The organism is Blastococcus sp. SYSU DS0669, from assembly GCF_054050895.1.
In genome coordinates, this window is the sequence record NZ_JBJHAE010000009.1 from 101802 (window position 1) to 116585 (window position 14784).

A 14784-nucleotide genomic window follows, 5' to 3' on the forward strand; every position below is an offset into this window, starting at 1 on the left:
GGGGCGCGGGTCGCCGGCGGTGCGGGGGGGTGACGGGGACGGGCGGGGTGGTCATCGCGTAGCTCCTCGGGATCGGGCGGTGCGCCGACCCTGGGTGCGCGCGCTTGCCGGTGACTTGTCGCGGTGGCGACAAGTCGGCCTTCAGCGGTCGGCAAGTACGGCCGGTGAGGGTCGGGGCCGACCGGGTCGCCCGACCCGACGCACCGCGAGTCCGAGGAACGCCATGACCACCGCACCGTCCCTGCCCGCCCCCACCTCCACCCCCGTGCTGCGCGACCACCGCCCCGGCGACGCGCTGGAGGCGATGAGCCTGGTCGTCGGCGGGGCGCTGTTCGCCGTCGGCAACGCCCTGCACCCGCTGACCCACGACGACGCCGCGACCGAGGCACCGACCTGGGTGCTCGCGCACGTGCTGTTCGGCTTCGGCGCCCTGCTGATCGCCGCCTCGCTCGGCGTGCTGGTGCGCCGCTTCGCCGGCTCGCGGCTCGCCGTCATCGGCCTCGGCGTGCTGTGGCTCGGGCAGGTGCTCATCCCGGCCGGCGCGGTGCTGGAGGCGTGGGTGCGGCCGCTGTTCGACCACCACGCCTTCCACGTGATCGAGGAGGCGACGCTGCCGTTCACGATGGTCGCCGGCTTCGCCAACATGATCGGCCCGGCACTGCTCGCGATCGCGGCGATCCGCCACCGGCTGCTGCCCCTGTGGGTGGCGCTGGCGATCCCCGGCATCACCGTCGGCGCCCTGCTCGTACCGGCGATGCCGGCCGAGGGCTGGAGCATCATCCCCGGCACGATCCTGTTCGGCCTCGGCATGGCCGCCGCCGGCTGGCTGTCCCGCGCCTCCGGCTGATCCCCGGCGCCCGGGGCTGCGTCACCGGCGTCGGTGCCTCGCGGTCCCGGGTGCCGGTCCCCCGAGGTCCGGGACACCGGTCCCTGTCGCCCGGGACGCCTTCCTCCCTAGCGTCGACCCCACTGCTCCCACCCGACCCGACGAGGTGCCATGACCACCGCGGTCCTCCCCCGCCCCGCCCCGACCGTCGCGCCGCCGGCCCTGACCCCGCCGGCCCCGCCCGCGACACCGGGCACCGCGGCCACCGCCTACCAGCGCGTGCTGCACCGGGCCGTGCTCCGCGAGCTCCGGCTGCTGGCCGAGCTCGCCTCGTGGGTGACCACCGACGACGCCGCCCGCGTCGCCGAGCTCACCCGGCACGCCGACCTGGTCGCGCGGGTGCTCCTCCAGCACCACGCCGTCGAGCGGGAGCGGCTGTGGCCCGCGCTGTTCCGCTCCCTGCCCTCCGCCGCGGAGGAGCGCGCCCGGCGGCACGTCGTCGCGTGGACCGGCCGCACCTCGCTGCTGGACAACCGGCTGCGCGACCTGACCACGGTGGCGCGGCAGTGGGCGGTGACCGGCGCCCCGCCCGCGCGGGACGCCTTCCTGCGCACCTGCCTGCGGGTCGCCGACGCCGTGGCGGGGTCGACCGCGGCGGAGGAGGCCGACCTGCTGCCGCTGCTGGCCGAGCACCTGCCGGCCGGCGAGTGGACGGCGGTGTGCCGCGCGGCGGGCACGAGCCTCTCGGGCCGCGAGCAGATGCTGGTGCTGGGCCTGCTGCTCGAGGACGCCTCGGCGATCGACCGCGCCCGCGTGCTGGCCGGCCTCTCCCCCGCCGTCCGCACCGCCTGGCGCGCGGTCGGCCGCCGCGACTTCCGCGCCGCCGTCGCCCGGCTGCGGGGCGCACCGCCCGCGCTCTGACCGGGCCCGGATCGTCGGTCCCCGGCCGTACGTTGACGGGCATGGGGAACGGGGACGGGCTGGACGCCCACTTCTGGCTGAGCTACCTCAGCGAGGTGGGCACCGGCCTGCTCGTGCGCGCCCAGTGGGAGGGCATGCGGATCGCCCGCGACGCGGAGGTCGCCGGCAGCGTCGCCGATCCGCTGGCCCTGCTGCCGGAGGGCGCGGAGGTCCGGCTCGACCAGCGCCTGGGCGACCAGCGCACGGTCGTCGCCGCGTGGGGTGGGGTGCTCGCCCGGGTCGAGGGCGGCGGGCAGGTCACCTCGATCGACGTCGTCGGCCGCGACCGCGGCGAGGTCGAGGCGGCGGTGGACCACCTCGCGACCGGGGCCCGGCGCGCGGCGACCCTGCCCGAGGGCTCGGTCCGCGTGCGCTTCTGGTCGGAGCGGGACGGCGAGGGCTCGATGACGACGAGGCGGGTCGAGGCGCCCGCGTGGCCGGAGGTGACGGCCAACTACGCGGCCCGGACGGCGGGCGCGCTCGGCGAGCTGATGGCGCTGCCGTCCCCGGCGACCCGCGCCGGCCGGCTGGTGCTCTGGCACGGCGCCCCGGGCACCGGGAAGACGACGGCGGCCCGCGCGCTCGGCCGGGCGTGGTCGGGCTGGTGCCAGACCCACTACGTCATGGACCCGGAGCGGCTGTTCGACAGCCCCCAGTACCTGCTCGACGTCGCCGGGGCGAGCGATGACCGGGACGACCAGAAGTGGCGCCTGGTGATCGCCGAGGACTGCGACGAGTACCTGCGCGCGGACGCGAAGCTCCGGGCCGGGGCCTCGCTGGGCCGCCTGCTCAACCTCTGCGACGGCATCCTCGGCCACGGGCTGCGGGTGCTGGTGCTGCTCACCACGAACGAGGACGTCGGGCGGCTGCACCCGGCGATCACCCGGCCGGGCCGGTGCCTGGCCCAGGTCGAGTTCGAGGCGCTCTCGGCCGCCGAGGCGCGGCGCTGGCTGGGCAGCCGGGGCACCGCGCCGGAGGGGCCGATGACGCTGGCAGAGCTCTACGCCGTGCGGGAGGACCGGGTGCGCGACCCGGCGCACCGGGAGGAGCCGGGCGGCTACCTCTGAACCGGCGTTCACACCGGATGCACAGGATGCGTCCAGGCGGGTCGCATGCGGCGCCGTCATCGTCGCGCGGTGGGTGTCGGCTAGATCCGACGTCGGCGGTTTCCCCGCCCGGCCGCCGTACCATCGACTCTCGACGCCGACCTGAGGAGCACCGCCTCGTGGCCTCCGTCCCGCCGGACCCCCGCTCGACCCGCTGGCTCCGCCGTCGCCCCACCGAGCCGCTGCCGCAGGTGGAGCCGCCGCACCGGCCGCGGTTCGACCGCCCTCCCCCCGCGGGCAACGACTGGTACTCCGGCCCCCCGCCGGCCGCCGGGCCGCCGCCGCCCCGCCACTGGCGCGGTGAGGCACCTCCGGGGCCGTACCCCTCGGCCCCGCCCGGCGGCGCCTATCCGCCGCCGCGGCCGAGGGGCCCGTTCCCGCCACCCCCCCCGGCCCCGGCTCCGGAGCGCGGTCGCCGCCGTCGGCTGCGGGGGCCGCGTCGTCGTCGCGGGCTGGCGGGCCGTGTCGTCCGCGTGCTGGCGGTGCTCGCCGTCGTGCAGGCCCTGGTGGTGCTGTCGCTGCGCTGGGTGGACCCGCCGACGACGGCGTTCATGGCGGCCAACCCCGAGGGCGCGATCCAGCAGTCGGTGCCGGTCGAGCACGTGTCGCGGAACTTCCTCGCCGCGGTGATCGCGCACGAGGACGCGCAGCTGCCCTACCGCGACGGCGCCTTCGAGTGGGACGCGCTGTGGGAGCGGGCGACGGCGCACCTGGCCGGCGCGGAGGACCCGTCGGGGTCGACGATCCCGCAGCAGGTGGCGAAGAACCTCTTCCTCAACCAGGAGCTCAGCGCCTGGCGCAAGGGGCTGGAGGCGGCGCTGTCGGCCGAGCTGGCGGCGTTCGTCGACGACCGCCGGATGCTCGAGCTCTACGTCAACTACGCGCAGTTCGGGCCGACGGTCTACGGCGTCTGCGCGGCCGGCTGGTACTACTTCGACTCCCCGCCCGCGGAGCTCTCCGCCGCGGAGGCCGTGCAGCTGGTCGGGCTGCTGCCCTCGCCGGGGCACGTCCAGCGGGCCCCCGGCGGCGGCATGGACTTCGAGGTGGCCGACGGCATGGGCTGGCTGTCCCGCTCGCACGTGATCAACGCCCAGAACCGGGTGCCGGCGCACCTGGACCGGCTGGGTTTCACCCCGGTCGAGGACGCCGGCGTCACGGGGCTGGCCTCGGACCAGGAACCGTCGGCGGACGACTGCTCCACTCCCCCGCAGGAGGTCACCGACCTGATCGCCGCGGAGGGCACCGCCTGAGATCACGCGCCGGGGCCCACCCGCGGGTGGGCCCCGGCGTCGGGGTCAGCGGCTGCCGGCGTCCTTGCCCTGCTGGGCGTTGGGGACGACGGGGCGCGGCCGCTGCAGGCCGGCGTCGAACCGCTGGGTGACCTCGAGCTCGGCCGTGTCCGGAGCGGCGTGCCGCCCCAGCTGAGGCATCGTGAACTCGGCCGTCTCGTCGAGCAGGTGCTTGCCCACACCATGTCCTTCCGTGGAGGGTTTCGCCCAGCCTACGAGCGGGATCCGACGGTTCCCGGGACCTTCGCGAAAGGTGCAGGTCGGCTGTGACCAGTGGGGCGATCGGTGTGTCGCGGCTCGGCGGCGCACCCTCCTGACCGCGTGCGGCGACCTCACACGGCGAGCAGGCGGTGCACGTACTGGATCGCGATCCCGCCCTCGCCGACGGCCGAGGCCACCCGCTTGACCGACCCGTGCCGGACGTCGCCGGCCGCGAGCACGCCGGGGATGCAGGTCTCCAGCGGCAGGGGGCGGCGGCCGAGCGCGTCGGTCCCGGCGTCGCTCAGCTCGGACCCGGTGACCACGAACCCCGCGGGGTCGCGCTCGAGGCTCGCCGGGAGCCACTCGGTGTGCGGCTGGGCGCCGATCATGAGGAAGAGCGCGTACGCGGGCACCTTCTCCTCCGCGCCGGTCGCCCGGTCGCGCAGGACGAGGTGGTCCAGCCAGCCGTCACCGCCGCCGTCGACGACCTCGGTGCCGGTGCGGACCTCGATGTTCGGGGTCTCCTGGACCTGGTGCACGAGGTAGTGGGACATGCCCGCCTCGAGCGAGGCCGCGCGGACGACCAGGGTGACGCGGTCGGCGTAGCCGGCGAGGTGGATCGCGGCCTGCCCGGCGGAGTTCGCGCCCCCGACGATGAAGATGTCCCTGCCCGCGACGAGCGGCGCCTCGGAGGCCGCGGCGCCGTAGAAGACGCCGGCGCCGTGCAGCGCCTCGAGGGAGCGGACGTCGAGACGCCGGTAGCTGGCGCCGCACGCCAGGACGACGGCCCCGCCGACGACCACGCCACCGGTGTCGAGCCGGACCACGACGCCGTCGCTCTCCGGGGACAGCTCGGTGACCCGCTGCATGAAGGCGAAGCGCGCACCGAACACCCAGGCCTGCTGGTACGCCCGGCGGGCGAGGTCGGCGCCGGTGACGCCGCGCGGGAAGCCGAGGTAGTTGCGGATCGACGAGCTCGACGTGGCCTGGCCACCGATGCTGCCCGAGTCGATGACCACCGTGCGCAGGCCCTCCGAGGCGCCGTAGACGCCGGCGGAGAGACCCGCGGGCCCGCAGCCGATGATCACCAGGTCGTAGCGCTCCCCGGTGGGCTCGATGAGGGTGCCGGCGGACCGGGCGATCTCGACGTCGCTCGGGTCCTCCATCACGTGCCCGTTGGGCATCACGAGCAGCGGGAGCCGCCGCTGCTCGGCGTCGCCGAGGATCGCGCGGGCCTCGTCGGACCCGGCCAGGCAGAAGCGGTGCGGCATGGCGCAGCGGCCGAGCACCTCGCGCAGCTCGTAGGACCGCCCCGACCAGCTCTCCCCCACCACCTCGATGGTGTGCGGGACGCGGCGGCGCGCCTCGGCCCAGGCCAGCAGGAAGGTCGAGATCGCCTGGTGGAACTGCTCGTCGGGGGGCGGCGCCGGCCGTACGACGTAGTGGTCGATCCGGCCACCGGCGATCGCCTCGAAGATCGCGTCGCCCGTCTCCGCCACCCCGACGCTCGCCCACTCGACGAGCAGGGCGCGCTGGGCGTGCCGGAAGAGAGCAGGGACCTCGCCCAGGAGCTCCGTGCCCGGCGTGCCCGCGAGGTCGTCGGCCGCGAGGACCAGGGCGACGTCCCCGCCGTCGGCGGCGAGCTGCTCCAGGGTGGCGAGCGCCTCGCCCGGGCTGGGCAGGCAGCAGATCCGGTAGTCGGCCTCGTACCGGGTGCGCAGCTCCCGCTGGACGGCGGAGAGCCGGGCGGGTTCGTCGTCGACCGCGACGATCAGCGGCACGGACATGGGAGCTCCGATGCGTCGGACGGCCCCCGCTGCCGTGACGGTAGGCGTGCGCCGCCCGGCGGACCAGGGTCCGGTGCGCGGGTCCGGCCCTCGGAGATGAGTTCGGCTCCGCGCCACGGTCTGCACCGCATCGACGACCGAGGAGGAGCGACGTGGCGCAGCTGCTGAGAGTGCAGAACTTCACCGTCTCCAGCGACGGGTTCGGGGCGGGAGAGGGCCAGAGCCTGGAGCGGCCGTTCGGCCACGCCGATCCCATGGACCTCATGGCCTGGGCCGTCGCGACGGCGAGCTTCCCGCACCGCGCCGAGCCCGGCGGGAGCCGCGGCCTCGACGACTACTTCGTCCGCGACTTCGCGCACGGGGTCGGCGCCGAGATCATGGGCCGCAACAAGTTCGGCCCCCAGCGCGGGCCGTGGCAGGACCACGAGTGGCAGGGCTGGTGGGGGCCCGAGCCGCCGTTCCACACGCCCGTGTTCGTGATGACCCACCACCCGCGGCCGTCGTTCACGCTGTCGGACACCACGTTCCACTTCGTCGGCGGCGAGCCGGCCGAGGTGCTGCAGAAGGCGCGCGCCGCGGCCGGTGGTTTGGACGTCCGGCTCGGTGGCGGGGCCGGCGTCGTCCGGCAGTTCCTGGACGCCGACCTGGTCGACACCCTGCACGTGGTGGTGGCGCCGGTGGAGCTCGGCGCCGGATCGCGGCTGTGGGAGTCGCCCGAGGAGCTGCTCGACCGCTTCCACCGCGACGTCGTCCCGAGCCCGAGCGGCGTGACCCACCACCTCTTCTGGCGGAGGTGACGCGCTGCGGGTCCGCCCGTGGTAGCCCATGCGGGTGGACACGCGCACCCTGCTGCTGGGCGACTGGACGCCGGTGATCCGGGACGGCATCGACGTCCTGCGGTTGGTGATCCTGGGCGGGGCCGTGGCCTACGCGGCGGCCGGCGACTGGGGTGCGGCCGGGCTGCTGTTCTTCTTCGGCGGCATCACCGTCGTCGCGCGGCTGGTGAACCTGCCCCGGCTCTACGACCTGTCGTTCACCCTGGCGATGGCGCTGCAGGGGTTCGGCGAGGTGCTGGGCCTGTACGACCAGTGGGTGCGGTTCGACGACCTGGTGCACTTCACGCTGCCGATGCTCACCGCGCCGGTCGTCTACATCGCGCTCGCCCGGGTCGAGGTGGTGCCGGACCCGCGCGACGAGACGCACCTGCCGCACTACGTCGGGATCGCCGTCGTCACCGCGGCGCTGGGCATCTCGCTGGGTGCGCTGTGGGAGGTCTACGAGTGGCGCTCGGACGCGTGGCTGGGCACGGACCTGTCGGTGGACAACGACGACACGAACGGCGACCTGGTGCGCGACAGCCTCGGGTCGCTGGTCGGAGCCGCGCTGCTGGTGGCGTGGGCGCGGTTCGGCTGGGGGTCGGTGCGGCGGATCCCCGGGGTGAACACTCACGAGGACGTCGACGCCTGACGGTGCGCGGACCTGTCGTGCCGACCGGTTCAGCTGATGGCGGTCGGGTCGATGTCGTGCCCCCCGAGCGGCTCGACCAGCCGGGCGAGCCGAGCCGGACCGTCGTCCTCGTCGTACACGTAGTCCAGGCGGCCGTCGGTGAGCACCGGTCGGCTCATGATCGGCCGGATGCGGCGCGACTCGGCCATCGCGGAGGCCACGTCCGGATGGGCGGTAAGGTCGCGCACGGTCGACGCGGTCGCGTTCATCATCGTCAGCGACCCGTCGCGGAAACGCCGGAAGGCCTCGGTGACCGGCAGCCAGGTGACCCGGTCGGCCTCGCCGCCGACGTCGCGGGTGCGCTGACCGGCCGGGAGCGCGGCCAGGAAGAAGCGGGTGTCGAACCGGCGGGCCGACCACTCCGGCGTGATCCAGTGGGCCCAGGGCCGGAGCAGGTCGGCACGGAGCAGCAGGGACCGCGCGGCCAGGAAGTCGCTGAGCGCCAGCGCGCCATCGATGAGCGCCAGCCGGTCGCGCTCCCAGTCGCCGCCGGTCGTGTCGGTGACCGGGGTGCCGTCCCGGTGGGCGGCGAGCAGGACGCCGGACTCCTCGAACGTCTCGCGGACCGCCGCCGCGACCAGCGCGGTCGCCAGACCGGCGTCACAGGAGAAGGCCGCCGCCCACTCGGCGGGCGGTGGCCCCGCCCAGTGCTCGGCGGCCTCACGGTCACGGGGGTCGACCGAGCCACCCGGGTAGACGTGCATGCCCGGAGCGAAGGCCATCGTCGGACGGCGCCGGAGCAGGTACACCTCCGGGCCGGCCGTCCCGTCCCGGAGCAGGACCACGCTGGCGGCGTCGCGGGCGGCGACGACGTCGGTCTCCCCGCGCAGGTAGCGCCCGACGAGCTCTCTCCGGTCGTCGGTCATGGCCGTCATGCTCGCACCGGGTGGTCCGGGACCGCCCGCTGCCCAGGGACGAAGCGTGTGCTGTCCGGGATGAGGTCAGCCCAGAAGCAGGCGCCAGGTGGCGTAGCCGTCGTCGGCCGCCTCGCCGAGCCGCCGCCACTCGGCGGCGGCCGGGTCGCCGAGCACCTCGTCGAGCCGCTGCAGCCGCTTGCGGTCACTGCCGGCGAAGCGGTCCCGCTCGGCGAGCGGATCGGCGATGAGGCCTGCCAGGAAGGCGGCGTCCCCGCTGTGCCGCTCCCGGTCGCGGGCGTCGGTCGCCCAGGCGGCGTCCGGCTGCGGCTCGAGGTCGAGCTCCCGCACCGCGCGCACGCAGCGCGCCAGGCCGGCCTCGTCGGTGAGCGGATCGGCGAGGACGTCGACGTCCTGGCTGGCCCGCGTCGCCACCCGCCCGGCGAGCAGGCCGTGCAGCATCACCATCTGGCCGCCGACCAGCACCCACCCGGTGGGCGGCAGCTGCTCGGCGAGATCGAGGACGAGGTCCGCAGAGGGTGTCGAACGGGCCGGCCAGCGGCGGCAGCTCGACCCACGGCTCCGGTCGCCCGGCCCCGGTCACCGGGGCAGGTCGCCCAGGGCGGCGGCGAGCAGGTCGAGGCCGGCCCGCCGGGTGCGCACGTCGGGCGACTCGGCGAGGTCGACGGCGACGACCGCGGCCGGCATGTGCGTGCGGCCGGGAAGGTCCACCTCGTACCGGGGCACGCGCACGACCAGATTGGCCTCGCCGCGCTCGGACAGACCCAGGTCGCGGCGCACCCCGGCCAGCGTGCTCTCGGCGCAGTACACCTCGGCCGCCGCGTCGGGAGCGACGATGTCGGCGCCGACGGCGGCGGCCGCGGTCAGGCCGGAGGGGACGACGCAGTCGGTGGCGAGCAGCCGCTGCCGGTAGGCGGGCAGCACCCGCAGCTCGTGCCGCTCCGCGCGATCGCGGGCGGCGGCGACCAGGCGCTCGGCGTCGTAGCCGCGCAACCGGGCGAGCAGGCGCGCGCGGCCCTCCACCGCGTCCTCGTCGAGCACGAGCGTGCGCCCGATCCGGGGAGCGGCCAGCTTGCCGGCGCGGATGAGCCGGCGGACCTGCTCCGGCTCGACGCCGAGACGCTCGGCGGCCTGGTCGACGGTGAGCATGCCGATTCCCCTCATCGGCACGAACAGGTGTGTTGCACGACCTAATGCGCCAATGGGCGGGTCGCCGACGTGCGAGGCGCGCGCGAGGGACGACGGGTTCGCCATGCGGGAGCCGGCGCGCAGCACGGATCGCCGCCGCGACGAGCACGTCGTCCACAGGTCCCGCCGGCGGGGGCTGCCAGGGATCTCCGTCCCGTCCGCGGGACCTGACGGTCTGCCGCCCGCCGCGCCGAGGCCCTAGCGTCCGAGTGGACGTCGTCCAGGCCACGGAGGAGAAGGCATGCGCGCGGTGCAGTACCGGACCATCGGCAGCGAGCCCGAAGTGGTCGAGCTCCCGACGCCGGAACCGGGTCCGGGGCAGGTCCGGCTGCGCGTCACCGCCGCGGGGCTGTGCCACTCGGACGCCTTCGTGATGAGCCTGCCGGCCGAGCAGTTCGTCTACGGGCTGCCGCTGACGCTCGGGCACGAGGGCGCCGGCGTGGTCGACGCCCTCGGCGAGGGTGCGACCGGCGTCGAGGTGGGCGAGCCGGTGGCCGTCTACGGGGCGTGGGGGTGCGGGCTCTGCCACGCCTGCGCGCGCGGCGCGGAGAACTACTGCCCGCGGGCGGCCGAGCTCGGGATCCAGCCGCCGGGGCTGGGCTCCCCCGGCGCGCTGGCCGAGTACATGATCGTCGACGACGTCCGGCACCTGGTCCCGCTGGGCGACCTCGACCCGGTGGCCACCGTGTCGCTCACCGATGCCGGGCTGACGCCGTACCACGCGATCGTCTCGTCGCTGGGTGCGCTGCCCGCCGGGAGCACCGCGGTGGTGATCGGGGCGGGCGGGCTCGGGCACGTGGGCATCCAGATCCTGCGGGCGATCACCGGCGCCACCGTGGTCGCGCTGGACATCAGCGATCAGAAGCTGGAGCTGGCCCGCGAGGTCGGCGCGCACCACGTGCTGCGGTCCGACGCTTCCGCCGTCGCGGAGATCCGGGCGCTGACCCGCGGGGTGGGTGCGCAGGTGGTGTTCGACATGGTGGGGGCGCCGCCGACGCTGGAGATCGCGCGGAAGTCGGTCGCGTTGGACGGGGTGATCCAGATCGTCGGGATCGGCGGCGGGCTGCTGCCGACCGGCTTCTTCTCGACGCCGATGGGTGCGTCGGTGCGGGCGCCGTACTGGGGAACGCGGTCGGAGCTGATCGAGGTGCTCGACCTGGCCCGGGCAGGAGCGATCCACGTGGAGGTGGAGCGGTACACGCTCGACCAGGCGCCTTCCGCCTATCGGAAGCTGCACGAGGGCACGATCCGCGGTCGCGCCGTCGTCGTCCCCGGGGAGTGACCTTTCCGGCTGCCCGGTCAGCCGGTGGTGACCGCGCCGGAGTTGGGGACCAGCTCGACCCAGGTGGTCCCGGGCGCCAGGGTGACGGGGTCGCCGTCGGCGTCGGTCAGCTCCACCCGGTCCCCGACGCCCGGCTTGGACCAGGTTGCCTCGACCGTGTGCCCGCCGGAGGCGACGAGGGCCGGCCCGCCGCCGGTCAGAACCGTCTCCGGAACGGGGTTGCTGGCCGGGTCCCGGGCCTCGGTCTGCACGACGTCGACGCGCAGGACGACGACGTTCGCGGCGCCAATCCGCGCGCCGTCCGCCTGGACCGCCGGAGTGCTCCCCTCGGCGCGCAGCCAGCGACCGTCGGCGGGGCTCCACGTCCACCGGGGAGTGCTGATCCCCGACAGTTCGAGGTCGAGCGTGGTCGTCGGCTGCCCCGCGGCGACGGCGGTGGGCTGCTCCCCCGTTGCCGTGTGGTCGAACTGTTGGCCGGGTGCGGTGCGGTGGTCGGCGTCGGCCTGGTCGAGGAGGGTCTGCGGCGTCGCGTGGACGTTGTGCGGTGCTGAGCGGGCCGTCGTCCGGAAGAAGCCGTCGGCCCCGGAGTCCTGGCGGAGCACCTGCAGCCCGGCAGCTTCGGCGGCGGCGATGTAGTCCGGCACGCCGCCGGAGAAAGCGAGGAGACCGCCGAGCGGTGCGGCGATCGCCGCGTCCATCGGCCGGATCGACCGCACGGGACCGATCTCGGGCGGCAGCGTGGAGTGGTAGACGGCGACGAACCGGGTGATGCCGCCCTCGACGACCTGCTCCCACACCACGTCGGCGGCGTTGAGACCGGTCTGCGGGCGGGCGGCGGCGGAGTTCTCGATCTTCACGGCGAGCGCCGGGCGGTCCGGGACGACGCCTGCAGGGACGCCGGTCAGCGGCCAGGTGGGTCCCGACGGCGACGTGCCGGCGAGCACCGAGTCGAGGAACGGCAGGGCCGCCACGTGCGGCTTGACCGCCGGCCACACAACGACGCCAGCGACCACGAACATCGCGAGTAGGAGGAGCCGGCCGCGGCGCGGCCCGGGGCGGCGACGACCTCGCGCCGTCTTCTTCTTCGCCGGCGTCGATCGCTGACCGGCGCCCTTCCTGGGCCGGGGAGGCGTCGCGGCCCCGCGGCCGGTCGTCGACCGGGAGCGGGACCGTGGTGGGGTGGTCCTGGGCACGGGGAGCTTTCTGACTCGGCGACGCCTTGCCTTCTCTTCATCGGCACGGTGGGCCGGACCCACGACCGAGCCCGCACACAGGCGTGAGGCTTCCCGGGGCCGACCGAGCCGTCCGGGGAGGCGTGCACGCCTGACGCGAAGGCCATCGTGGGGAGGCGTGTCCGCTGCCCGTGACCTCATCACCGTGGGCAGCCGGCTCTCCTCAAGGCTGGGGCAATCGGAAGGAGCATCGCGGACCGGGCGCGGCGGCAAGGCGCCGGTCGAGGGTCCACAGCGGCGCGTCGAGTGCTTCGGCCAACGCAACGTAGGCGGCGTCGTACGCGGTGACCCCGGGGTGCAGTTCCCAGACACGGTCGGCCACAGGCTCGAACGGGAAGCTGGTCACCGACAGCTGGACGAGGTCGCGGTGAGCCAGCGCGCCCACGTCCGCGCCGAGCCGGCCGGCGAGGACGGCTCGCCGGAGGACGTTCGACACCTCGACGAAGAGGTGGTGCGGTGCCGCGAGGTCCTCGTTCCGCAGCCCTCCGCGCGCCCACGAACCCTCCCGTCCGCCGTCGACCAGCGCGGCAACGACGGCGGATGCGTCGACCACGATGGTCACCTGCGATCGACGTCGCGCAGCTCGAGGATCGCATCACCGGACAGCCGGCTGCCGGTGGCGAGGACACGGTGCTCAACGCGGTCCCACAGGGCGTCCGGGCTGGGCCGCCGCGCGAGGGCCACCAGCTGCCCACGCAGGTACTCCTGCAGAGACTGGCCGGCTCGGGCCGCTCGCGCCGCCAACTCATCCCTGGCGTCATCAGGGACATCTCGGATGGTCATGGACACCGGCATGCATGCAATCTAGCAGCGCCAGCAGTGCAATGGCACTGTAAGGGTCCAGCCCTCCGCAGAGGTGGTACTACAGCAACCGTCAGCAGAGCGGGAAGTTCTGCTTGGCGTATCGGCCGGCCGAGCGCATCGCGACGACGTTCACCGTCGCTCCCACACCCCCACCGACGACCGGCACCCATCGGCCGAGGTTGATGACCCCCTTGGTGCCGAACTTGGTGAGGAGTCGGAACCCAACCTTCCTGTTGATCTCCGTCAACACCCGGCCAGGAAGCTTCTTCAACACCGCCATGGCGGCCTTGGTGCCGAGCGTGGCGCCGAATTCGGCGGCGAGCGCGGCTCCGCCGGCGCCCAGCAGCGAGAGCATGATGACGCTGCGGACCTCGTCGGAGGCGACGTCGTAGCCACGGAGATGCGCCACCGCGGCAACGCAGCGCGCCGACAGGGCATAGAAGACGGCGACGTCCGTGGGAACGGTGATCGGCAGGGTGACGGCTCCACCCAGTCCGGTGGCGAAACCGGAGGCGCCCACGAGGCGGGTGTGCGTGGCGATGAGCCGCTCGATGGCCTTGTCCACGTCACCGTGCTGCGCCAAGTGCTCCTCGGCGATCGTCTCGGCGCTCTTGTAGCGCCCGAACCCCTCGACACCGCGCGACAAGACTGCGCTCACAAAGCGCTCGACTCGGGCGCCCTCCTGAGCGCGCTCCTCCTCAGTCCCCTCGGTCAGCCACTCGGCATCCGGCCGGTCGATCTGTTCCTGCGTCATTGCTCCCCCATGGATTCGTTCGGCTTCCCACATCTTGCGGACCTCGACTGCGTTCTCGATCAACGGCCGGGTGTCGCCCAGGTGCAAGTGACGCGGTGGCGAGTTGTTGCTCCCGGTGCGGATGAGTTCGGTCGCCGCGCCGTCGCCCAGTCCCGTCCGGCGACACGAGCTGCGAGAGCTACGGAGCGGCGCCGATCGTCAGCGCGACCGGCTCACGGGAAGATGGCCCGCTCCCGGAGCTGCTCCTGGGCATACGGCGCCAGTGGGACGTGGTCGAGCAGCTCCGCAACGTCGAACCAGGCCACGCCACTCGCGGTACGCGCCGCCACGATGGCCTCTGCGTCACCACGGTCGATGTCCGCGACCCGTGCGATCACGTCGGCAGGGGCGGTGTTGACGTCGATCAACCCGCCGTCGTCGTAGCCCCGCCCGAGGTCGGGCCGCCCGATTCCCAGCTCCCGCTGCAGACCGGGTTCGCGTGAGATGAGCTGGCGGGTCTCCTCCCGGCGGGCCCGCGCGCCGAGTGCGCGCGCGACGGCGGGGTCGTCGTCGACCGGCGTCGGTCTAGGGCCGCTGTAGACCGCGAGGCGTAGCGGACGCAGCTGGATGCACGCCAGGACGACCACGAGCACCACACTCAGCCCACCGATTGTGCTGAGCGTCTCGTTGCCAGAGGTGCCGTCCGGCTGCCGTGGCGGGGTGAGCGCCATGAGGATCATCAGATACACACCGGCCGCGGTGTAGGCGAGCGCGCGCGTGCGCACCTCCGGCCGGCGGAGGCGGCTGGCCGCGTGCCAGAACGGCACTGCGGCCAAGAACCCACCTGTGCAGATGGTCAGGACGAAGTACCAGCCGCCCGCTCGGAAACGCTCGGCAGAGGTCGGCGCGGGTGGTGCGTCAGCCGAGAGTTGTGGCGAGATCATGAGAGTCCTTTCGAGGCCGGCGCTGGCAGCCGGGAGCCGACCGCCGAGACC

The 14784-nt window shown here is 74.5% G+C and carries 17 protein-coding genes; 7 read left to right on the forward strand and 10 right to left on the reverse strand.

Going from position 1 to position 14784, the window contains the following annotated elements:
- Positions 1-223 precede the first annotated feature (223 nt).
- The 4 genes from ACI792_RS11745 (at position 224) to ACI792_RS11760 (ending at position 4142) form a co-directional block, all read left to right on the forward strand.
- The gene (locus tag ACI792_RS11745; protein ID WP_456602736.1) at positions 224-847 is read left to right on the forward strand and encodes a hypothetical protein; all 624 of its coding nucleotides are present in this window, start codon (positions 224-226) and stop codon (positions 845-847) included.
- A 150-nt stretch (positions 848-997) separates the two neighbouring features.
- Positions 998-1747 carry a hemerythrin domain-containing protein gene (locus ACI792_RS11750; protein ID WP_456602737.1) on the forward strand — a complete coding sequence of 250 codons (750 nt, stop codon included), beginning with the start codon at positions 998-1000 and terminating at the stop codon, positions 1745-1747.
- Between the two features lie 41 nt (positions 1748-1788).
- Entirely contained in the window at positions 1789-2853 is a 1065-nt protein-coding gene (locus tag ACI792_RS11755) for a DUF5925 domain-containing protein (RefSeq protein ID WP_456602738.1), read from the forward strand.
- A 512-nt stretch (positions 2854-3365) separates the two neighbouring features.
- Positions 3366-4142 (forward strand): transglycosylase domain-containing protein, encoded by a 777-nt coding sequence (locus ACI792_RS11760; RefSeq protein ID WP_456602739.1) that lies wholly within the window; start codon positions 3366-3368, stop codon positions 4140-4142.
- A 45-nt stretch (positions 4143-4187) separates the two neighbouring features.
- Here the strand turns inward: ACI792_RS11760 and ACI792_RS11765 are convergent, their stop codons facing one another.
- Both ACI792_RS11765 and ACI792_RS11770 read right to left on the reverse strand, forming a co-directional pair.
- Positions 4188-4361 carry a hypothetical protein gene (locus tag ACI792_RS11765; RefSeq protein ID WP_456602740.1) on the reverse strand — a complete coding sequence of 58 codons (174 nt, stop codon included), beginning with the start codon at positions 4359-4361 and terminating at the stop codon, positions 4188-4190.
- Between the two features lie 152 nt (positions 4362-4513).
- On the reverse strand, positions 4514-6169 hold the full coding sequence (locus ACI792_RS11770; RefSeq protein ID WP_456602741.1) for an FAD-dependent oxidoreductase: 1656 nt from the start codon (positions 6167-6169) through the stop codon (positions 4514-4516).
- Positions 6170-6321: 152 nt separating this feature from the next.
- Here ACI792_RS11770 and ACI792_RS11775 point away from each other — a divergent pair, with 152 nt between their 5' ends.
- Together ACI792_RS11775 and ACI792_RS11780 are read left to right on the forward strand one after the other, a co-directional pair.
- Complete coding sequence (locus ACI792_RS11775) at positions 6322-6966, forward strand: dihydrofolate reductase family protein (protein WP_456602742.1); 645 nt, start codon at positions 6322-6324, stop codon at positions 6964-6966.
- A 34-nt stretch (positions 6967-7000) separates the two neighbouring features.
- The gene (locus ACI792_RS11780; RefSeq protein WP_456602743.1) at positions 7001-7636 is read left to right on the forward strand and encodes a hypothetical protein; all 636 of its coding nucleotides are present in this window, start codon (positions 7001-7003) and stop codon (positions 7634-7636) included.
- Positions 7637-7665: 29 nt separating this feature from the next.
- Here the strand turns inward: ACI792_RS11780 and ACI792_RS11785 are convergent, their stop codons facing one another.
- The 3 genes from ACI792_RS11785 to ACI792_RS11795 form a co-directional block, all read right to left on the reverse strand.
- Positions 7666-8541, reverse strand: a complete 876-nt coding sequence (locus ACI792_RS11785) for an NUDIX hydrolase (protein ID WP_456602744.1) — start codon at positions 8539-8541, stop codon at positions 7666-7668.
- Positions 8542-8616: 75 nt separating this feature from the next.
- Positions 8617-8997, reverse strand: a complete 381-nt coding sequence (locus tag ACI792_RS11790; protein WP_456602745.1) for a hypothetical protein — start codon at positions 8995-8997, stop codon at positions 8617-8619.
- Positions 8998-9129: 132 nt separating this feature from the next.
- On the reverse strand, positions 9130-9699 hold the full coding sequence (locus ACI792_RS11795) for a helix-turn-helix domain-containing protein (protein WP_456602746.1): 570 nt from the start codon (positions 9697-9699) through the stop codon (positions 9130-9132).
- Positions 9700-9979: 280 nt separating this feature from the next.
- On the opposite strand from ACI792_RS11795, the gene ACI792_RS11800 reads away from it, so the two are divergent.
- The gene (locus tag ACI792_RS11800) at positions 9980-11020 is read left to right on the forward strand and encodes an NAD(P)-dependent alcohol dehydrogenase (RefSeq protein WP_456602747.1); all 1041 of its coding nucleotides are present in this window, start codon (positions 9980-9982) and stop codon (positions 11018-11020) included.
- 17 nt (positions 11021-11037) lie between these two features.
- On the opposite strand, the gene ACI792_RS11805 is transcribed toward ACI792_RS11800, so the two are convergent.
- From ACI792_RS11805 to ACI792_RS11825, 5 genes are all read right to left on the reverse strand, one after another.
- On the reverse strand, positions 11038-12039 hold the full coding sequence (locus ACI792_RS11805) for a DUF3048 domain-containing protein (RefSeq protein ID WP_456602748.1): 1002 nt from the start codon (positions 12037-12039) through the stop codon (positions 11038-11040).
- Between the two features lie 376 nt (positions 12040-12415).
- Positions 12416-12814: a type II toxin-antitoxin system VapC family toxin gene (locus tag ACI792_RS11810; RefSeq protein WP_456602749.1), complete on the reverse strand. Its 399-nt coding sequence runs from the start codon at positions 12812-12814 to the stop codon at positions 12416-12418.
- The gene (locus ACI792_RS11815) at positions 12811-13047 is read right to left on the reverse strand and encodes a FitA-like ribbon-helix-helix domain-containing protein (RefSeq protein WP_456602750.1); all 237 of its coding nucleotides are present in this window, start codon (positions 13045-13047) and stop codon (positions 12811-12813) included. The genes ACI792_RS11810 and ACI792_RS11815 overlap by 4 nt, the downstream gene beginning before the upstream one ends.
- Before the next feature lie 79 nt (positions 13048-13126).
- A complete protein-coding gene (locus ACI792_RS11820; protein WP_456602751.1) occupies positions 13127-13873 on the reverse strand; it encodes an EcsC family protein in 747 nt (248 codons plus the stop codon).
- 149 nt (positions 13874-14022) lie between these two features.
- Positions 14023-14733, reverse strand: a complete 711-nt coding sequence (locus ACI792_RS11825) for a type II secretion system protein GspK (protein WP_456602752.1) — start codon at positions 14731-14733, stop codon at positions 14023-14025.
- Positions 14734-14784 lie beyond the last annotated feature (51 nt).